Origin of the sequence: Afifella marina DSM 2698 (assembly GCF_900102695.1) — a bacterium.
GTDB classification, from domain to species: domain Bacteria; phylum Pseudomonadota; class Alphaproteobacteria; order Rhizobiales; family Afifellaceae; genus Afifella; species Afifella marina.
The window spans coordinates 485,754-504,316 of record NZ_FMVW01000002.1 but is presented as its reverse complement, the minus strand read 5'-3'; the positions used below and the strand labels follow the sequence as shown (position 1 = coordinate 504,316).

Below are 18,563 nucleotides of genomic sequence, written 5' to 3'. Positions count from 1 at the left end.
CTAGCGGAGTTTCAGCGTGGAGAGGCCGATCAGGGCGAGAACCACGGCGACGATCCAAAACCGGATCACCACTTGCGGTTCGGTCCAGCCGATCTGCTCGAAATGATGGTGAATGGGCGCCATCTTGAAGACGCGCTTGCCCGTGAGCTTGTAAGACGTGACCTGGATGATCACCGACAGCGCTTCCATGACGAAGATACCGCCGATGATGGCGAGCACGATCTCGTGCTTGGTGGCGACCGCGACTGCGCCGATCATGCCGCCGAGCGCCAGCGAACCCGTGTCGCCCATGAAGATCGCGGCAGGCGGCGCGTTGAACCAGAGAAAGCCGAGCCCGGCGCCGATCATCGCGCCGCAGAGAACGGCAAGCTCGCCCGTTCCGGCGACGTAATGGATCTGGAGATAATCGGCGAAGCGGATATTGCCGGCGAGATAGGCGATCAGCCCGAAGGACGCGGCAGCGATCATCACCGGGACGATGGCGAGCCCGTCGAGCCCGTCGGTCAGGTTCACGGCATTGCCGGCACCCACGATCACGAAGGCCCCGAAGACGACGAAGAAGATGCCGAGCTGGATGACGGTCTCCTTCAGGAACGGCAAAGTCAGCGCCGTCGCGCTCGCGCCCTCGCCCGCACGCATCATCACATAGACGGCAGCGCCGGCGATCAAAGCCTCGAAGCTGAGCCGCGCCCGCCCCGAAAAGCCTTTCGAGGACGCGCCCTTCACCTTGAGATAATCGTCGTAGAAGCCGATCGAACCGAAACCGAGCGTCACCAAAAGCACGCACCAGACATAAGGCGATGAAAGATCCGACCACAGAAGCGCCGAAACGACGACGCCCGTCAGGATCATCAGCCCGCCCATCGTGGGCGTTCCGGCCTTCTTGAAATGCGTTTGCGGCCCGTCGGCCCGGATCGGCTGACCTTTGCCCTGCCGAAAGCGCAGGACCTCGATCATCATCGGTCCGAACAGAAAAACGAAGAGCAGCGCCGTCATCGTCGCCGCTCCTGTTCGAAAGGTTATGTAACGGAAGATGTTGAAGACGGAGAAGTCATCCGCGAAGTTCTGCAGATAGGCCAGCATCCGTTTCAGCTCTCTTCTTTGTCGTTTGGATCTTTTGCGGGAAACCGCTCTTTCATTGCCGCAACCAGCCTGCCGAGGCCGGTGAGCAGGGAGGCTTTCGCCATCACCACGTCGCCCGGCCGGATCGCATCGAGAAGAATCGGCTCAATTTCGCCCGCTGTCTCGGCATAGGCTCCCTGCACCCGTTCCGGCAAGTGATTCCAAAGATGATGCATGAGCGGTCCGACCAGAAAGATTTGATCGGCGCGGGCTGTTGCAAGATTATCAACAAGCTCGGCATGAAAAGCCGGCGCTTGGTCGCCGAGCTCTCCCATATCGCCGAGAACGGCGATCCGGCGACCGTTCGCACCCGGCTCGGCCGCGCCTAAGAGCGCGATCGCCGCACGCATCGATGCCGGATTGGCGTTGTAGCTTTCATCGATGAGCGTGAAGCTCCCCTCACCGACGCGAAGCTGCGTGCGCGCCCCGCGCCCGACGGGAGCAGAAAACTGCGACAGCGCCTGGCCGGCGGCCGACGGGCTCTCGCCGAGGACCGCAGCCGTTGCAAGAACGGACAAGGAATTGGTGGCCAGATGGCGACCGGGCGCACCCAGCCGGTATTGCACGCTTTCGCCGAAGACGTCGGCAGTCACCCGGCTCCCGGAGTCCTCTTCGATGAGGCCGACGAGACTGACGTCACAATCGGGATGTTCTCCGAAACTGACGATCCGCGCGCCCCGCGCTCGGGCCGCGCCGACAAGACGGTCGAACTGGCCGTTGTCGCGATTGAGGATCGCCATTCCCCCCCGCTCGAGCCCCTCGAAAATCTCCGCCTTGGCATCGGCGATCGCTTCGAGCGTCCCGAAGAACTCGATATGCACGGGTTCGACGGTCGTGACGATCGCCACGTCGGGCCGCACCATCCGCGTCAGCGGGGTGATCTCGCCGGCATGGTTCATGCCGATCTCGAAAATCCCGAAAGCCGCCTTCTCCGGCAGGCGCGCAAGCGTCAGCGGCACGCCCCAATGATTGTTGAAGGAGCCCACAGGCGCATGCGTCTCGCCGAGAAGGGAGAAGGCAAGTCGCAGCATTTCTTTCGTGCCGGTCTTGCCGACAGAGCCCGTCACCGCGACGATCTTGGCGTGTGAGCGTGCCCGTGCCGCGACGCCGAGGCGTTCAAGCGCCTTCAGGGGATCATCGGGCACGACCACGAAAGGCCCGCCGGAGAGTTCCGCGAGACGATCTTCGGAGACGACCGCCAGCGCGGCACCCCGTTGCAGAGCTGCCTCGGCAAAATCGTGGCCGTCGAAGCGATCGCCTTTGATGGCGAAAAAGGCTTCCCGGGGGCCGACCGTACGGCTGTCGATGGAAATCCCGGTGATAGCCATCGGCGAGATCGCGCCAGCATCCTCTTCACCGGAAAGAGCCGGCTGAGGCGCTCCCCCTTCCAGGCGCCCCTCGGTGGCGGCCAGAAATTCGGCTATCCGCCACAAAGGGTTCATAAGGGCCGTTCCTTCGCCTCTTGCGGAGTTTCGCTGCCAAGTTCGGCCAGCGCCTTGCGCACCTCCTCCTGATCGGAAAAGGGCAGAACCTGATCGCCGACCGTCTGGCCCGTCTCGTGCCCCTTGCCGGCTACGAGCAGGATATCCCCAGGCTCGAGCCCGGCAATTCCCTGGCGGATCGCCTCGCCGCGGTCGCCGATCTCACGTGCGTTCGGCACGGCCGCCATGATGGCCCGGCGGATTGACGCCGGATCTTCGCTGCGAGGATTGTCGTCGGTGACGATGACGCGGTCGGCGGCTTCGCGCGCCGCCTCCCCCATCAGCGCGCGCTTGCCGGGATCGCGATCGCCGCCCGCCCCGAAGATGATGACGAGACGGTTCTGCGTATGCGGACGCAGCGCCTGCAGCGCTGCCGTGATCGCGCCCGGCTTGTGCGCGTAATCGACAAAAACCTGCGCCCCGTTCGGATGGCTTCCGACGAGCTCCAGCCGCCCGGGCGCACCTTGAAGCTCCGGCAGAGCCGCAAGCGCCTGATCGACCGAAAGCCCGGCCCCAATGGCGAGGCACGCGGCCATCAAGGCGTTGGAAACCTGAAACTCTCCGATGAGCGGCAGCGGCACGTAGCGCTTTTCGCCGTTCACTTCGAGGAGCAGGCGAGCCCCGTCCGGCATGCGGGTAACCGAGAGAAGCCGAAGCGTCTCACCAGCCTTTCCGATGGACAGATAGGAGAGATTGCGACGCCGGGCGATCGCCCTCACGCGCATCGCTTCCTTCTGATCGGCATCGGCAACGGCCGCTGAGCCTTCCGGCAGAAGCACTTCGAAGAGCCTGAGCTTGGCGAGAAGATACTCTTCGAGGCTCTTGTGATAATCGAGATGGTCGCGCGACAGGTTCGTAAAGCCGCCCGCCGCGAGCTTGACGCCGTCGAGCCGCCGCTGGTCGAGGCCGTGGCTGGAGGCTTCGAGCGCCAGATGCGTCACGCCCGACTTGGCAAGGTCGGCAAGCGTGCGATGCAGATAGACCGGATCCGGCGTCGTCAGGCCGGGCTTCGTCTGGCCGTCCGACGTCACGAGCCCGATCGTCCCGAGGCTCGCCGCCTTCAGCCCCGCATGGGCGAAAATCTGCCGTGTGAAGACGGCGACCGAGGTTTTGCCGCTCGTTCCGGTGATGGCGACGACGCGCTCCGGCTGTCGCCCGAAGAAATTGGCAGCAGCGATTGCGAGCGCGCGGCGCGGATCGGCAGCACGGACGACCGGCACGCCAGGATCTTCCGAAAGCGGCTTCGTGCCCGTCAGGATCGCGGCGGCCCCCTTCTTCACCGCATCCGGGATGAAGGAAGCGCCGTCAGATTTTGTGCCGGGCAACGCAGCAAAGAGCGTTCCCCTGACAACTTCGCGGCTGTCCGCGGTCAGTCCGGAGATCCACACCTCGGCGGCATCGTCGGCAACGGAAGCTTCGTCGCCGAAGAGCTTGCCGAGCCGGCGCGGTGGGTAGGCCTTGTCGGAAGCCATCGACCTGTCACCTACTCGATGGCTGCGATGGTCGTCGCCAGATCCTCTTCAGGATCGGTGAGGAGCGGCTTGATGCCGAGCATCGGGGCGATCCGGCGGATGATGGCGGCGGTCGTGGGGGCGGCATTCATGCCGGCCGTGGCGGGCAATCCAGGCTTCTCCGGGTTCGGTTCGTCGATGACCACCAGGACGAGATAGCGGGGATCGTCGATTGGAAAAGCCGAGAGGAAGGCGTTGCGGCGCTTGTCGTTTGCGTATTTGCCGTTCACCACCTTTTCCGCGGTACCCGTCTTGCCGCCGACGCGGTAGCCCGGAACGGCGGCCCGGCGGCCGGAACCTTTGAGAACGTTGAGCCGCATCAGCTTGCGCATGTCCGCGCTCGTCTCGGGCTTGACCACCCGGCGCGAAAGCTCTGCCGCGGTCCGCTCGTCGCGCGGCAGGAACGTCGGCGGGATATAATAACCGCCGTTCATCAGCGCCGCGCCGGCCGCAGCCGTCTGCAGCGGCGATACGGAAATGCCGTGACCGAAGGAAATCGTGACCGAGGAGAGCTTCGTCCACTCCCGCGGCTTCAGCGGCGCGCCAGCTTCCGGCAATTCGGTGCGCAACTCATCGAGAAGGCCGAGCTTGCCCAAAAATTCCTGCTGCATGGGGATGCCGCATTCGAGCGCCATCTTCGCCGTGCCGATATTCGACGAATAGATGAAGATCTCCGGCACGCTCAAAGCCCGGTGCTTGCCGTGGAAATCGTGAATGGTGAAGCCCGAGATGCGCAGCGGCTTGCTCGCGTCGAACGTGTCGTTCAGGTGCACGAGCCCTGAATCGAGGGCCATGGCCGTCGTAAACGTCTTGAAGGTCGAACCCATCTCGTAGACGCCGACGGTGGCGCGGTTGAGCCGATCCTTGTCGAGAGCCTGGGCCGGGATATTCGGATCGAAGTCGGGCAGCGAGCTCATGCCGACGACTTCGCCGGTCTTCACGTCGAGCACGATGCCGATGGCGGCTTTGGCGGTGTATTTGCCCATCGCCGTCTCGAGCTCGCTGCGGACCGCATGCTGGACGCGCAGATCGATGGAGAGCTTGACCGGTTCAAGACCGTGTTCGGTCGCGAAACCCGCCTGATGCAGATCGGCAAGGCCGCTGTCGTCGATATACTTTTCGATGCCGGCAATGCCCTGATTGTCGACATTGACCGCACCCAGAATGTGGGAAACGGTCGGGCCGCCAGGGTAGAAACGGCTATTTTCAGAGACGAAGCCGATGCCCGGCAGGCCGAGTTCGTGCACACGCCGGCGCTGATCCGGCGTGATCTCGCGCTTCAGCCAAAGAAAGCCGGCGTTGGTGGCAAGATCCCGCCGCAACCGCTCGCGATCGAAATCCGGAAACACCAGCGACAATTGCTCGGCGGCCTCGTCGGCATCGACGATGCGGCGAGGCTCCGCGTAAAGCGATGCCGTCTTGATGTCGGTTGCAAGGATCTCGCCGTTCTCGTCGACGATATCGGGACGCGCGGCGGCAACCGCGCTTGCAGCACCGGCGGTGCGCATATCATCGCCATTGGCGGCGAGACCCAGATGCACGAGCCGCCCGGCAAGCACCGCGTAAAGCATGCCGAAGGCGGCCATCGCGAAGACGACGCGCCAGCGCAGACGCTCATTGTCGCCGGCACGTGTGATCGACGGCTGGCGCGGGCGCGAAGCGAGATGCCGCCAGCTGCTCTCACGCCATGAATTGTCCGGCTTGAAGGCTTCGGTTGTGACGCTCACTGGAGTTTCTCCACCAGGTCGCCGGCGAGGCCGGTCAGGAGGTCACGGTCCTGCTCGCTCGGGGCGATGCTTCGCATGGGTATCTGCCTTGGATCAGCAAGTTGCGCCGGCTCGACGGGTGCAAGGTCGAGAGCTTCGGCATGCCGCGTGACGAGCTCCTCGACACGTCTCGGCTGGTTGAGAACGCTCCATTCGGCGCGCAGGAGCGACAGGCTTTCCTTCTCCTGATCGACCCGCCGCTGGAGCTCAGCCACCTCTTTGGCGACGCCCTCAGCCTGGTACTTCAGATTGAAAACGGAAAAGGCCGCGATGAGCGCCGCGGCGATGGCGACGATGTTGAGAACACGCATCATGCGAAGGCCTCCGGCTCGGCGACACCGACGAGACGCGGCATACCGAGGCGCGTGATATCGAGAGGGTGAGCGGGAGCCGCGGTGCGCTCCGCCGCACGCAGCACCGCGGAGCGAGACCGTGGATTGCGCGCGGTTTCCGCATCATCGGCTTTGAGACCGCGATTGAGCGCCGTAAAGCTCGGCGCCGGGCCGACATTGAGCGGCTGATGGCGCGAACCGCGCAGCTCCTCGCTGCGCAGACGCAGGAAGCGTTTGACGATGCGGTCCTCGAGCGAATGGAAGGCGACGACGACCAGCCGACCGCCCTCGCCCAGAACCTGCTCGGCCGCGGAAAGCGCTTCGACGAGCTCGTCGAGCTCGCGGTTGATGAAGATGCGCAGCGCCTGAAAGGTGCGCGTCGCGGGATGGATATGCGAGCCCGGAGCACGCCCGCCCGCAGCCTTCTCGACGATCGCGGCGAGCGTCGCGGTGCGCGTAATCGGCTCTTCGTCGCGGGCCGCGGCGATCGCGCGCGCAATGCGTCCGGCCCGACGCTCCTCACCGAGATGGCCGATGATGCGCTGAAGATCGCCGATCGATGCACGATTGACGACATCGGCGGCAGAAGCGCCGTCCGCCCCCATACGCATATCGAGCGGACCGTCGAAGCGGAATGAAAAGCCGCGCTCGGCCTGGTCGAGCTGCATGGAGGACACGCCGACATCGAGAACGACGCCATCGGCGGGCGTGAAATCGTTGTCTTTGGCGATCGCCTCCATCTCGGAGAAACGGCCTTCCACGAGACGCAGACGCGCCCCGTATTCCTCCAGAAGAGACGCACCGCCGACGATCGCACTCGGATCGCGGTCGATCGCCAGAACAGCACCGCCCGCCTTGAGGATCGCTCGGCTGTAGCCGCCGGCCCCGAAAGTCCCGTCGATGTAGCGCCCGTCGGCGCGCACATTGAGAGCGTGCATGACCGGATCGAGCATCACCGGCACATGCGAGGAATTGTTCGGCAGGCTTTCCGACCCGCCCATCACGCGTCGTCCTCGGACGGCCGCTTGCCGTCGAGCGAGCGGATGATGCTGCGCAGTCTGGAGCGGGCGACCTGACGGCGCGCCTGGAATTTCTCCTGCTCCCAGATCTGAAATTTGAGGCCGAGACCGGCAAACACCGCCGCATCCTTGATGCCGGCGAATTCGATGAACTCCTCGGGAAGCATGATGCGGCCGTCCTGATCGATCTTCAGAAGACGGCTGTCGGCGTAGAAGGCCGTCGAAAGGGTCTCGTAATCCTCCGAGAACGTCTCGAAGGCTTGCAGGCGCTTGCTGATCTCGTCCTGAAGACGAGAGCCGCCGCAATCGATCGCGTCCTGGTCGAGTGAGGGATAACAAAACAGCCCTTCCGTCCCTTCCCGCGCAAGCACCGCCCGGAACTGGGCAGGCACCGACACCCGGCCCTTCGCATCGAGCCGGTTGGTGAAGGTTGCCACGAACCCGTCCATACGCCTGCACACCCCATAGCGGTCATCGAGCCGCCCTCCCCGGCAAGGTCACGGCATTCCGCAAACGCGAAAGACGAGGCGCGCCGAAAACCCCACGCGCATCATCATTACCGATCCATTCCGGGTATCCATGGGATAGCATGGGATACCATGGTTTGCAATGGAATCCGGCGGGCCGAAGCACCGTTCTGATGGTCTGGAAGAGATGCGCTCACAAGGTAAACAGGCGGTAAGCGGGCCTTGCCCCCATCACCTAAACCCTTTGCCGGCAAGCATTTCCCTCATCACGAAAGACGCGCACGCAGAGAGACAGAGGCCGGAACGCAAAGCTCGTTGCGACCGTTAGAGAACGAGTGGGCAAGGGATCGGCCGCCGGCCGATCGGGTGCCGGCCTGGCGGCCCGAGGCAGCGCGACGTTCGCGTCGCGCTGCCTTGCTCATTCATTGTCGGGGGCTCCGGCTCGAGGCGCGCGATCGAGGCTCCTGGCTTCACGCCAGGCAGGGAGTATCGCGCAGGCGTTCTCTTGTTCTTGCCTGGACACTTTTGCCCCGCTAGGGACACAAAAGCGGTTCCGACGCCGCTGGCAGTTCGCTTCACCACCTCAGCAGGACACCCATGAGCATCTGGTCGCGTCTGTCCGACTTCCTCGACCGCACGGGCACGGCGATCGCCGGCCTGCGCGACGTGCTGCTGCAACTTTCAGGCAGCGACAGGCGCAAGGAGATCGCCTTCACCATCGCGATGATCGCCTTGTCGGCGAAAATGGCGAAGGCTGACGGCATCGTCTCCTTCGAAGAGATCGAGACCTTCGAGAGGCTTTTCACCGTCCCGCCCGCAGATGAGAAGAACGTCGCCCGCATCTATCGTCTGGCAAGCGCCGACATTGCAGGGTTCGAGGCCTACGCGCAGGACGCCGCCCGTCTCCTGCAGGACGATCCGGCGATGCTGGAGGACATCCTCGACGCGCTCTTCGCCATCGCCAAGGCGGACGGTGCCGTGCATCAACGCGAGCTCTCTTATCTGGAGCGGGTCGCAGCCATCTTCGGTTTCGAAGGCCGGGATTTCGAGCGCATCCGGGCGCGTCACGTGCATATGGGTCAGGCCGATCCGTGGCTGGTTCTCGGCGCGGATCCCTCATGGGACGAAAGAAAGCTGCGCGATCGCTACCGCGAGCTCGTCCGGGAGAACCACCCCGATCGCCTGATCGCACGCAATGTGCCCGAGGAATTCGTCGCCATCGCCAATGACCGGCTGGCAGCGATCAACGCGGCCTGGGAGGAAATCGGCCGCGGCCGCTCCTTCGCCTCGCGAGGCTCGGCCGCCGATCAATGAGCAACAGCCCCCTCGCTGAGTGGCGTCCGTCTCCCAATTTCAACTCTCGGAACGGCGAGCCGATCGATCTCCTTCTCCTGCATTATACAGGTATGGAGAGCGAGGACGCGGCCCTCGCCCGGCTGTGCGATCCGGAGGCGCAAGTCTCCTGCCACTATCTCGTCCGCACGGACGGCACCCGTCTCCAGCTCGTCGACGAAAAGGACCGCGCCTGGCACGCCGGCCGCGCCGCATGGAGCGGCGCGCGCGATATCAATGCCCGCTCGATCGGCATCGAGATCGCCAATTGGGGCCATGCAGCGCTCGAAGAAGGAGAGCCGCTGCCACCGTTCAGCCCCCGTCAGATCGACAGCGTTATCGCCCTCTGCCTGGATATCCTGACACGCCACAAAATCCCGGCCCGACGCGTTCTGGGCCATTCCGACGTCGCACCCGAGCGGAAACTCGACCCGGGCGAGCTCTTTCCCTGGCATCAGCTTGCGAAAGCGGGGATCGGCCATTTCGTCTCGCCGAAGCCCGCCTCGCCCGAACCGGTCCTCGCTCTCGGCGCTGAAGGCGAGCACGTCGCCGACCTCCAGAGCCTCCTCGCTCTCTATGGCTACGGGGTCACGGTCAGCGGCGTTTATGACGAGCGCACCCAGACGATCGTGGCCGCCTTCCAGAGGCACTTCCGCCCCGAGCGCATCGACGGCATCGTCGACCATTCGACGCTCCACACGCTGCACAATCTCCTCGCTGCGATCGACGAAATTTAGTCGGTTCAGAGACTTGTCGGCCGCTGCGTCACATGCCGCGTTCCATCAAATGACCTTGGAACCCGCACATTCTGGCCATCTGCGCTTTTTACCCGCCCCGCCCGGAAGAGACCGGTAAAGGGGTCAAAGTTGAAGAGAACGATTGCAGCGGTCCTGCTTGGAGCCGCTTTCATTCAGCCTGCATTCGCAGATGATGCCTCCAAAGATCTGATCATCGGCGCACAGCGGCAGGCCGCATCCGAAACCACAACCGAAAAGAGCGGCACCGCCGCGCAGAAGACCGCGCGTACGCCACGGGCCAGCTCAGGCGACAGCTCGAAAGCCTTCATCATCGCCCGGGCACACGACGCGGCGCCCAAAATCACCGGCAGCACCGACGCCGTCGCGCGCACCGAGAAAACGGCCGAAGCGAAAAAGGACACGGCCGGCAAGACCGCAAAGCCGGCCAGCGACCTGCATGCGCTCGTCGCCAAGGCCGCCGCAAAGCATGGCGTGCCGGTGGAACTCGCCAGTGCCGTGGTGATGGTGGAAAGCCGCTTCAATTCGCGCGCCACCGGCAGCGCCGGAGAGATCGGCCTCATGCAGATCAAGCCGGCGACGGCCCGCGGCCTCGGCTACACCGGTTCGATCCAGGCGCTCTACGACCCGGAAACGAACCTCGAATGGGGCATGCGCTATCTCGCCCGCGCCTATGAACTCGGCGGCGGCAACACCTGCGGCACGCTTCTGCGCTACAACGCCGGCCATTACGCGACGCGGATGACCTCCGGCGCCGCAGCCTATTGCGGTCGCGTGAAGACGGCCTTGGCTTCCGCCGGCTCGACCGTCTGATCCTTCAGCGGGAAAATATGCCAGCCGGCCTGTAAGCCGGGTTCTGTACGGCCGCGGTTGCCCGCGACGTGACGACCATTCATCTGGAGCGCCGGTTACCCGGCGCTTCTCGCGACCCACCCGAGCGGCTGGCCTGGAAACCGGCCTGGACGTGAGCGCCCGAAGACGCTCGTCCCTGCCGCCCCTTCTCGGTCTTGCTCCCGACGGGGCTTGCCGTGCCGTCCGCATTGCTGCGTCCGCGGTGGGCTCTTACCCCACCCTTTCACCCTCACCTCTCGGCCGAAGCGGAGAGGCAGACTGCTCTCTGTGGCGCTTTCCCTGAGGTTCCTCTGCATCTTGCGATACAGACTTCCCTCGCCGAGCGTTACCCGGCGTCGTGTTTCCATGGAGCCCGGACTTTCCTCTCCACCGCCCTTTCGAGACTTGGTGGAGCGGCCGTCCGGCCGGCTGGCGGCGGACAGGTGGCATTGGCAGAAGGCGGCGTCAATGCCGGAGCAATGACTACAATGACACGGCTGAGCGTGCCGCCTGGTCGTAATGGCCGGAGAGCGCCCTGAGCAGAGCGGCGAGCCGGCTCATCTCCGTCTCGTCGAGACCGAGTGATTTCACCGCCTCCACGAGCAGCGTCTCGCGGATTTTGCGGTAGCGCAGGCACGCCGCCTCGCCCTCGCTCGTGACGGCGACCGCCTTCTCCTTGCCGCGCCGGCTGGAGGAAACGAGGCCGAGCCGTTCAAGCTTCTTCAGCGTGTAGGTGACGGTGTGCGTGTCCTCGATGTTGAGGACGAGGCAGATGTCGGCGACCGTCTTCATCCGTGCGCGATGCGCAACCGTGTGAAGAACGAGGACGTCGAGCGCCGACAATCCATCCACGCCAGCGGCGGCCATGCCGCGAACCATCCACCGCGAAAAAGCGTTGTTCGCCATCTCCAGCGCGAATTCGACTTCCGACAGCGCGGACATCTCCCCTTCCGCGAGATGCGCGGCCGAGACGATCGGGCCGATCTCCGTGGTTCGTTTTGGGGTCGCCGCCATGGATCACCTTGCGAGCATGGTGCGCGGCAGGAAGAGCGCGATCTCCGGGAATGCCGCAATCAGCGCCACCGCCACCACCATGATGAGAAAGAAGGGCAGCGCCATCACCGCCACCTTGAAGATATTGTGCCCCGTAATGCCCTGCAGAACGAAGAGATTGAAACCGACGGGCGGCGTGATCTGGCTCATTTCCACGACAAGAACGAGATAGATGCCGAACCAGATGAGATCGAAGCCGGCCGCTTCCACGATCGGCAGGATGACCGAGGTCGTCAGCACGACAACCGAAATGCCGTCGAGAAAACAGCCAAGGACGATAAAGAGGAGCGTGAGGGCCGCCAGAAGTGCCGCGAACGACAAGTCCATCGCGCCGATCGCCGAGGCGAGCTCCCGCGGGATACCCGTAAATCCCATGGCGACCGTCAGCACCGCCGCCCCCATGAGAATGAAGGCGATCATGCAAGACGTGCGCGTGGCACTCATCAGCGCTTCGGCAAAGCTTGCTCTCGTCAGAGTCCCCGTTACCCAGGAAAGAAGCAGCGCCAGCATGACGCCGATCGCCGCCGCCTCCGTCGGTGCGGCGAGCCCCGCATAGATCGAGCCGATGACGCCGACGATGAGAAGAACGACAGGCAACAGCCGCCGCGCCGCCGAAAACTTCTGCCGCATGCTTGTCGAGGGATCGGCCTCGGGCATACCGGAACGGCGCAGAAGCGACCAGACGACGACATAGCCCATGAAGAGACAGGCGAGCATCGCACCCGGCAGGATGCCGGCGATGAAGAGACGTGCGATCGACTGCTCGGTCGCCGCGCCATAGACGATGAGGATGATCGAGGGCGGAATCAAAAGCCCGAGCGTGCCCGACCCGGCGAGCGTTCCGATCGCCATCTTTTCGTCGTAGCCACGGCCGCGCAGCTCCGGCAGCGACATGCGTCCGATCATGGCCGTGGTGGCGGCGGACGAGCCGGACACGGCGGCAAAGATGGCGCAGCCGACGATGTTGACGTGCAGGAGCCTTCCCGGGATGCGCCGCATGAAAGGCGAAATGCCGGCGAACATGTCCTCCGACAGGCGCGTGCGAAACAAGATCTCCCCCATCCAGATGAACATCGGCAAAGCCGTCAAATCCCAGGAGTTCGACGCACCCCAGGCCGCCGTCGCCGTCACCGCTCCGGCCGGCACGTTGGTCATCAGAAGAATGGCGACGAGCGCCACGCCGAGAAGCGACAGCGCCACCCACAGGCCGAGAGCGAGCGCACCCAGAAGACCGAAGGCAAGAAGCGCGGAGATTGTGCCGAGACCCATCACTCGCGCCCTTCCACCAGATCCTCGCCCTCGTGCTGGGCGAAGACCGGAACCTGTCCGCGAAGAAGCACGAGGAGATCGTCGAGAAGCGAAATCGTCAGGATGACGAGGCCGGCCGCCATCGTGGTCTGCGGGATCCACAGCGGGATCGGAATGATGCCGAAAGACACCTCCCCGAACTGATAGGATTCAAGGACGAGGTTGATCCCCTGAAAGGCGAGGAAACCGCAGAGCGCCGTGCCCGCGGTAAGGACCAGAGCATTGAGCGGGCGCTGCGCCGCCTCGGGCACCGACTGCAGGAGGAGATTGACGCGGATATGCACGCCGTGACGCAACGTCGAAGCGAGCGCCAGAAATGAGGCCGCCACCAACAGAAAGCCGCAGATTTCGGCAAGCGACGGGATGAGAAAGCCGTAGACGGGGTAGCCCAGAAACTGCAGCACCTTGTCGGCCACGCGCCCGAGCACCTGAACGGAGACGAGGACTGCGATCGCGACGATCGCGGCAGCCGCGGCAACCCCGGAGGCGGCATAGAGCATATCGAGCGCCTTGCGCATCGTTGTCCTCCGCTCGAATGGAAGCGGCCGGCTCAGATCTGAGCCGGCCGGGTTGCCTCACATGCTCTTGTAGTTTTCCAGAACGGCCTTGCCAGAATCGCCCGCTTCCTCGCTCCATTCCGAGGCCATCGTCTCACCGATCTTCTTCAGACCGCTCATCAGCTCGTCGGTCGGCTCTTCGACCGTCATGCCGTTATCCTTGAGCTCCTGGGTCTTCTCCTCGGTCTCCGTCTTGGAGGCTTCCCAGCCGCGCGTCTCGGCAGCAGCAGCGGCGTCCATCACCGCCTTCTGGTCGTCCTCCGAGAGGCTCTGGAAAGCCCGCTTGTTCACGAAGACCATGTTCTTCGGCAGCCAGGCCTGCGTGTTCGTATAGATTTTGACGTAATCCCAGGCCTTGGAATTGGCGCCCGTCGAGGGAGACGTCACCATGGCTTCGACCCGGCCCGTGGAAAAGGCGGTCGGCAGATCGGGCACTTCGACCTGTGTCGGCACCGCGCCTGCAAGCTGGGCAAGCCGCTCCGTCGCGGCGTTGTAGGCGCGCATCTTGAGGCCGGCGAGATCTACGACCTTCGTCACTTCCTTGGTGGTGTAAAGCCCCTGCGGCGGCCACGGCACCGAATAGAGAAGCGTCAGGCCCTGCTGATCGAGAACCTTTTCGAGCTCCGGCTTCTGCGCGTCGTAGAGCTTCTTGGCATCGTCATAGCTCGTCGCCACGAAGGGCACGGAATCGAGCCCAAAAATCGGGTCTTCATTGGACAGGCGCGAGACGAGCACCTCGCCGATCGGCACCAGCCCCTTGCGCACCGCATCCTTGATCTCCGGATGCTTGAACAGCGATCCCGCCGAATGGACGGTGATGGTGAGATCGCCGCCCGTCGCCTCTTTCACGTCCTCGGCGAACTGGGCGATGTTCTGGGTGTGGAAATTGCTGTCGCCATAGGGCGTCGGCATGTCCCAGGCGGTCTGCGCCTGCGCCGCCGTAACGGCAAAGCCGGTGGCCGCAAGCGCCCCTAGAAAGGTCTTGTACATCGATGCTCTCCCTCTTGGTTTTTCGCGAGAGCCCGAGCCGGCGTCCCGCAGCTGTGCCGAGACTGTTCGCACCCCAACGATTTGTCAACGTTGTGTTGACGTTTTCTTCCCGACATGCTTCCGATAGCCAGTCGAGCGACGGGAGAGACGATCGTGGCACAATCGGAAGCCGGCGGGAAATGGGACTTCTGGATCGATAGGGGCGGCACCTTCACGGATGTCGTGGCCCGCAATCCCGCGGGCGCACTCTCTGCGATGAAGCTCCTGTCGGAAAATCCGGGCGCCTATGACGACGCGGCGATCGAGGCGATCCGCCGCTTTCTCGAGGTTCCGGCTGGCGAGAAAATGCCGTCGGAGAAGATCGGCGCGGTCAAGATGGGCACGACGGTCGCCACCAACGCTCTCCTGGAGCGCAAGGGCGAGCGCACGGCCCTCTTGATCACCCGAGGTTTCCGAGACGCGCTCAGGATCGGCTATCAGGCGCGGCCCGATATCTTCGCCAAAAAGATCGTCCTCCCGGACCTCCTCTATGACCGCGTCGAGGAGATCGACGAGCGCGTGCGTGCCGATGGCACGGTGGAAGCCGCGCCCGACGAAGCGGCGATCCGCAAGACGCTTCAAGCCTTGAAGGACGACGGCTTCGACGCACTCGCGATCGTCTTCATGCATGCCTGGAAATACCCCGAGCACGAGGCAACCGTCGCGGAAATCGCCCGCGACATGGGCTTCACCCAGGTCTCCGTCAGCCACGAAACGTCACCGCTCGTCAAACTCGTCGGCCGCGGCGACACCACGGTGGTCGATGCCTATCTCTCGCCGATCCTCGCCCGCTACATCGCCCGCGTCGCCCGCGATCTCGGCATCAAGGAAACGGCGGACCCGGCCGAGCCGCACGATCTCGATGCCCCCCGCCTCATGTTCATGATGTCTTCGGGCGGGTTGACGGCGGCCGAACTTTTCGCCGGCAAGGACGCGATCCTGTCAGGCCCTGCCGCCGGCGTCGTCGGCGCCACCGAGACCGCAAAGATGGCCGGTCTCGACAAGATCATCGGCTTCGACATGGGCGGCACCTCGACCGACGTGTCGCATTATGCGGGCGACCTTGAACGCGCCTTCGAGACGGAAGTGGCGGGGGTCAGGATGCGCGCCCCGATGATGCGCATTCACACGGTGGCCGCCGGCGGCGGCTCGATCCTCTCTTATGCCTCGGGCCGCTTTCAGGTCGGGCCCGCCTCGGCCGGCGCCGATCCCGGACCGGCCGCCTACCGCCGCGGAGGCCCCCTCACCGTCACCGACGCCAACATCATGGCCGGGAAGATCCAGGCGACAAATTTCCCGGCGATCTTTGGTCCGAACCAGGACGAGCCGCTCGATATCGAGGCGGTAAAACAGGGGTTCGAAGCGCTCGCCAAGGAGATCGGACCGGACGAGAACGGCAGGCACCGCACGCCGGAGGAGATTGCCGATGGCTTTTTGAAAATCGCCGTCGAAAACATGGCGAACGCCATCAAGAAGATCTCGGTCGAGCGCGGCCACGACGTCACCCATTACGCGCTCTCCTGCTTCGGCGGCGCCGGCGGCCAGCACGCCTGCCAGATTGCCGACCGTCTCGGCATGCAGAAGGTGCATATTCACCCGCTCTCCGGCGTTCTCTCGGCCTACGGCATGGGCCTCGCCGACGTGCGTGCCAACAAGAGCCGCGCCACGGTCCTGCCGCTCGAAGCGGATTCTGAATCAGAACTTCAACGCGTTGAATCAGAACTTGAGGAAGAGGCCCGCAGAGAGCTTCAAGATCAGGCGATAAGCGATTCAGCCATCTCGATTATCGCCAAGGCGCATCTGCGCTACGAGGGCACCGACACACCGATCCCGGTGACGTTCGGCAACGCGGCCGAAATGCGCTCCGCCTTCGAAGACGCGCATCGCGCCCAGTTCGGCTTCATCTACGACGACAAGCCCCTGATTGCCGAGCAGGTGGAAGTGGAGGCCGTCGGCGGCGGCGCCGACATCGACGAGCCGGAAACGGACACGATCTCCGAGGATGTGCGGCCGCAATCCGCCACCCGCTTCTTTTCGGCCGGCGCCTGGCATGAGGCGGCGATCGCGCAGCGCGCCGAGCTCTCCCCCGGCGCCCGTCTGAAGGGCCCGGCCCTCATCATCGAGGACCATCAGACGATCGTCATAGAGCCCGGCTGGTCGGCAGAGATCACGGCGAAGAACCATGTCATCCTGACGCGCACCGAGGCGATGGAGCGCGACCACGCGATCGGCACCAAGGCCGATCCTGTGCTTCTCGAAATCTTCAACAACCTTTTCATGTCGATCGCCGAGCAGATGGGCGTGACGCTGCAGAACACCGCCTATTCGGTGAACATCAAGGAGCGGCTCGACTTCTCCTGCGCCGTCTTCGGACCAAACGGCACGCTCGTTGCCAACGCCCCGCATATGCCGGTGCATTTGGGCTCCATGGACCGCTCAGTGGAGACGGTGCGCGAGAAGAACCCAGACATTCGCCCCGGCGACGTCTACGCGCTCAACGCCCCCTACAATGGCGGCACGCATCTGCCCGACATCACCGTCGTCACGCCGGTTTTTGAGGAGATCAAAGACGACGAGACAGCGGCTCGCGACACTCAGGATGCGGCAAACACCATTCCTCTCCCCACCGGGGAGAGGGTGGCGTCTCCAACGCAGGAGGAGACGTCGGGTGAGGGGTCGGACTCAGCCCCCCTCACCCGGCCCGCGCTTCGCGCAGCCGACCTCTCCCCGGCGGGGAGAGGAACGGAGCAGGCTGCCAGGTCGGAGCGCAAGCCACGCATCCTCTTCTGGGTCGCCTCGCGCGGCCACCATGCCGATGTCGGCGGCGTGGCGCCGGGCTCGATGACGCCGCGGGCGACGAATGTCGACGAAGAAGGCGTTCTGATTGACAATTTCAAACTCGTCGATCAGGGCCGTTTTCGCGAAGACGCACTCCGCGAGCTTCTGACCGACCACGCCTATCCCTGCCGCAATCCGGACCAGAACATCGCCGATTTGAAGGCGCAGATCGCCGCCAACGAAAAGGGCGTCGCCGAAATGCGCAAGATGGTTGCGGAGTTCGGCCTCGACGTGGTGCAGGCCTATATGCGCCATGTCCGCGACAATGCGGCCGAAAGCGTCCGCCGCGTCATCGAGAGCCTGAAGGATTCGGAATTCTCCGTCGAAACCGACCAGGGCGCCGTCATCAAGGTGGCGATCACGGTCGACAAGGAGAACCGTTCCGCCAAGGTCGATTTCACCGGCACGTCGGAAGCCAAGGAGAACAACTTCAACGCCCCTGCCCCGGTGACGCGCGCCGCCGTGCTTTATGCCTTCCGCGTCATGGTGGAGGCCGACATACCGATGAATGCCGGCTGCCTGGAGCCGATTGAGATCGTACTTCCGAAAGGCTCGATGCTGTCACCGGAATATCCGCGCGCCGTCGTCGCCGGCAATGTCGAGACGAGCCAGCAGGTGACAAACGCCCTCTTCGGCGCGCTCGGCGCCATGGCCGCCTCCGAAGGCACGATGAACAACCTCACCTTCGGCAACGCCACCTACCAATATTACGAGACGATCTGTTCCGGCTCACCGGCCGGAGCGATGAACGACGGCACCGGCTTCGACGGCACCGATGGTGTCCACGTCCACATGACCAATTCGCGCCTCACCGATCCGGAAGTCCTGGAGATGCGCTATCCGGTGCTGCTTGAGGATTTTCATATCCGCTACGGCTCGGGCGGACGCGGAGAATTCTCGGCAGGATCGGGCACAAGCCGCACCATCCGCTTCCTCGAAGAGATGGACTGCGCCATCCTCTCCTCCCACCGAAAGATCGCTCCGCACGGCCTCAAGGGCGGCGAAGCCGGTCAAGTCGGCAAAACCGAGATCCGCCGCCTCGATGGAAGTCTCGAAGAACTCGAAGGCGCAGATCAGACCATCCTGAAGGCCGGCGAAGCGGTGATCGTCACCACCCCGACCGGCGGGGGATTTGGGGCGGCCTGAACCCTCAAACACGGAC

15 protein-coding genes and 1 other RNA gene are annotated in these 18,563 nt (G+C 64.2%); 4 read left to right on the top strand and 12 right to left on the bottom strand.

Annotated elements, in window-relative coordinates; translation table 11 throughout:
• The 7 genes from mraY to BLP76_RS07115 all read right to left on the bottom strand — a co-directional run bounded on the left by mraY (nt 1) and on the right by BLP76_RS07115 (nt 7,680).
• Nucleotides 1-1,083 carry a phospho-N-acetylmuramoyl-pentapeptide-transferase gene (gene mraY, locus BLP76_RS07145; RefSeq protein ID WP_092811015.1) on the bottom strand — a complete coding sequence of 361 codons (1,083 nt, stop codon included), beginning with the start codon at nt 1,081-1,083 and terminating at the stop codon, nt 1-3.
• A 5-nt stretch (nt 1,084-1,088) separates the two neighbouring features.
• A complete protein-coding gene (locus BLP76_RS07140) occupies nt 1,089-2,564 on the bottom strand; it encodes a UDP-N-acetylmuramoylalanyl-D-glutamyl-2,6-diaminopimelate--D-alanyl-D-alanine ligase (protein WP_092811013.1) in 1,476 nt (491 codons plus the stop codon).
• Nucleotides 2,561-4,075, bottom strand: a complete 1,515-nt coding sequence (locus BLP76_RS07135) for a UDP-N-acetylmuramoyl-L-alanyl-D-glutamate--2,6-diaminopimelate ligase (RefSeq protein ID WP_092811011.1) — start codon at nt 4,073-4,075, stop codon at nt 2,561-2,563. Before BLP76_RS07135 ends, BLP76_RS07140 begins: the two co-directional genes overlap by 4 nt.
• An 11-nt stretch (nt 4,076-4,086) precedes the next feature.
• Nucleotides 4,087-5,700: a peptidoglycan D,D-transpeptidase FtsI family protein gene (locus BLP76_RS07130; RefSeq protein WP_092811378.1), complete on the bottom strand. Its 1,614-nt coding sequence runs from the start codon at nt 5,698-5,700 to the stop codon at nt 4,087-4,089.
• A 137-nt stretch (nt 5,701-5,837) separates the two neighbouring features.
• The gene (gene ftsL, locus BLP76_RS07125) at nt 5,838-6,194 is read right to left on the bottom strand and encodes a cell division protein FtsL (RefSeq protein ID WP_092811009.1); all 357 of its coding nucleotides are present in this window, start codon (nt 6,192-6,194) and stop codon (nt 5,838-5,840) included.
• Nucleotides 6,191-7,213 carry a 16S rRNA (cytosine(1402)-N(4))-methyltransferase RsmH gene (gene rsmH / locus BLP76_RS07120; protein WP_092811007.1) on the bottom strand — a complete coding sequence of 341 codons (1,023 nt, stop codon included), beginning with the start codon at nt 7,211-7,213 and terminating at the stop codon, nt 6,191-6,193. The genes ftsL and rsmH overlap by 4 nt, the downstream gene beginning before the upstream one ends.
• On the bottom strand, nt 7,213-7,680 hold the full coding sequence (locus BLP76_RS07115) for a division/cell wall cluster transcriptional repressor MraZ (protein ID WP_092811004.1): 468 nt from the start codon (nt 7,678-7,680) through the stop codon (nt 7,213-7,215). Before BLP76_RS07115 ends, rsmH begins: the two co-directional genes overlap by 1 nt.
• A 615-nt stretch (nt 7,681-8,295) precedes the next feature.
• Here BLP76_RS07115 and BLP76_RS07110 point away from each other — a divergent pair.
• The 3 genes from BLP76_RS07110 to BLP76_RS07100 all read left to right on the top strand — a co-directional run bounded on the left by BLP76_RS07110 (nt 8,296) and on the right by BLP76_RS07100 (nt 10,598).
• A complete protein-coding gene (locus tag BLP76_RS07110; protein WP_092811002.1) occupies nt 8,296-9,012 on the top strand; it encodes a TerB family tellurite resistance protein in 717 nt (238 codons plus the stop codon).
• The gene (locus tag BLP76_RS07105; protein ID WP_092811000.1) at nt 9,009-9,767 is read left to right on the top strand and encodes a peptidoglycan recognition protein family protein; all 759 of its coding nucleotides are present in this window, start codon (nt 9,009-9,011) and stop codon (nt 9,765-9,767) included. Before BLP76_RS07110 ends, BLP76_RS07105 begins: the two co-directional genes overlap by 4 nt.
• Before the next feature lie 129 nt (nt 9,768-9,896).
• Nucleotides 9,897-10,598: a lytic transglycosylase domain-containing protein gene (locus tag BLP76_RS07100; RefSeq protein ID WP_244665211.1), complete on the top strand. Its 702-nt coding sequence runs from the start codon at nt 9,897-9,899 to the stop codon at nt 10,596-10,598.
• A gap of 16 nt (nt 10,599-10,614) precedes the next feature.
• On the opposite strand, the gene rnpB is transcribed toward BLP76_RS07100, so the two are convergent.
• The 5 genes from rnpB to BLP76_RS07075 form a co-directional block, all read right to left on the bottom strand.
• An RNA gene (rnpB, locus tag BLP76_RS07095) (RNase P RNA component class A) lies at nt 10,615-11,049 on the bottom strand.
• Between the two features lie 50 nt (nt 11,050-11,099).
• On the bottom strand, nt 11,100-11,630 hold the full coding sequence (locus BLP76_RS07090; protein WP_092810998.1) for a winged helix DNA-binding protein: 531 nt from the start codon (nt 11,628-11,630) through the stop codon (nt 11,100-11,102).
• 3 nt (nt 11,631-11,633) lie between these two features.
• Nucleotides 11,634-12,938 carry a TRAP transporter large permease gene (locus BLP76_RS07085; RefSeq protein ID WP_092810996.1) on the bottom strand — a complete coding sequence of 435 codons (1,305 nt, stop codon included), beginning with the start codon at nt 12,936-12,938 and terminating at the stop codon, nt 11,634-11,636.
• Nucleotides 12,938-13,495 carry a TRAP transporter small permease gene (locus BLP76_RS07080; protein ID WP_092810994.1) on the bottom strand — a complete coding sequence of 186 codons (558 nt, stop codon included), beginning with the start codon at nt 13,493-13,495 and terminating at the stop codon, nt 12,938-12,940. The genes BLP76_RS07085 and BLP76_RS07080 overlap by 1 nt, the downstream gene beginning before the upstream one ends.
• Nucleotides 13,496-13,552: 57 nt before the next feature.
• The gene (locus BLP76_RS07075) at nt 13,553-14,524 is read right to left on the bottom strand and encodes a TRAP transporter substrate-binding protein (RefSeq protein ID WP_092810992.1); all 972 of its coding nucleotides are present in this window, start codon (nt 14,522-14,524) and stop codon (nt 13,553-13,555) included.
• Between the two features lie 114 nt (nt 14,525-14,638).
• Between BLP76_RS07075 and BLP76_RS07070 the strand changes: the two genes are divergently transcribed.
• Nucleotides 14,639-18,547 (top strand): hydantoinase B/oxoprolinase family protein, encoded by a 3,909-nt coding sequence (locus BLP76_RS07070; protein ID WP_092810990.1) that lies wholly within the window; start codon nt 14,639-14,641, stop codon nt 18,545-18,547.
• Nucleotides 18,548-18,563 lie beyond the last annotated feature (16 nt).

Coding starts and splice junctions, on each gene's coding strand:
- mraY (WP_092811015.1), bottom strand. CDS start 1,083: ATGCTGGCCTATCTGCAGAACTTCGCGGATGACTTCTCCGTCTTCAAC.
- BLP76_RS07140 (WP_092811013.1), bottom strand. CDS start 2,564: ATGAACCCTTTGTGGCGGATAGCCGAATTTCTGGCCGCCACCGAGGGG.
- BLP76_RS07135 (WP_092811011.1), bottom strand. CDS start 4,075: ATGGCTTCCGACAAGGCCTACCCACCGCGCCGGCTCGGCAAGCTCTTC.
- BLP76_RS07130 (WP_092811378.1), bottom strand. CDS start 5,700: ATGGCCGCCTTCGGCATGCTTTACGCGGTGCTTGCCGGGCGGCTCGTG.
- ftsL (WP_092811009.1), bottom strand. CDS start 6,194: ATGATGCGTGTTCTCAACATCGTCGCCATCGCCGCGGCGCTCATCGCG.
- rsmH (WP_092811007.1), bottom strand. CDS start 7,213: ATGGGCGGGTCGGAAAGCCTGCCGAACAATTCCTCGCATGTGCCGGTG.
- BLP76_RS07115 (WP_092811004.1), bottom strand. CDS start 7,680: ATGGACGGGTTCGTGGCAACCTTCACCAACCGGCTCGATGCGAAGGGC.
- BLP76_RS07110 (WP_092811002.1), top strand. CDS start 8,296: ATGAGCATCTGGTCGCGTCTGTCCGACTTCCTCGACCGCACGGGCACG.
- BLP76_RS07105 (WP_092811000.1), top strand. CDS start 9,009: ATGAGCAACAGCCCCCTCGCTGAGTGGCGTCCGTCTCCCAATTTCAAC.
- BLP76_RS07090 (WP_092810998.1), bottom strand. CDS start 11,630: ATGGCGGCGACCCCAAAACGAACCACGGAGATCGGCCCGATCGTCTCG.
- BLP76_RS07085 (WP_092810996.1), bottom strand. CDS start 12,938: ATGGGTCTCGGCACAATCTCCGCGCTTCTTGCCTTCGGTCTTCTGGGT.
- BLP76_RS07080 (WP_092810994.1), bottom strand. CDS start 13,495: ATGCGCAAGGCGCTCGATATGCTCTATGCCGCCTCCGGGGTTGCCGCG.
- BLP76_RS07075 (WP_092810992.1), bottom strand. CDS start 14,524: ATGTACAAGACCTTTCTAGGGGCGCTTGCGGCCACCGGCTTTGCCGTT.
- BLP76_RS07070 (WP_092810990.1), top strand. CDS start 14,639: ATGCTTCCGATAGCCAGTCGAGCGACGGGAGAGACGATCGTGGCACAA.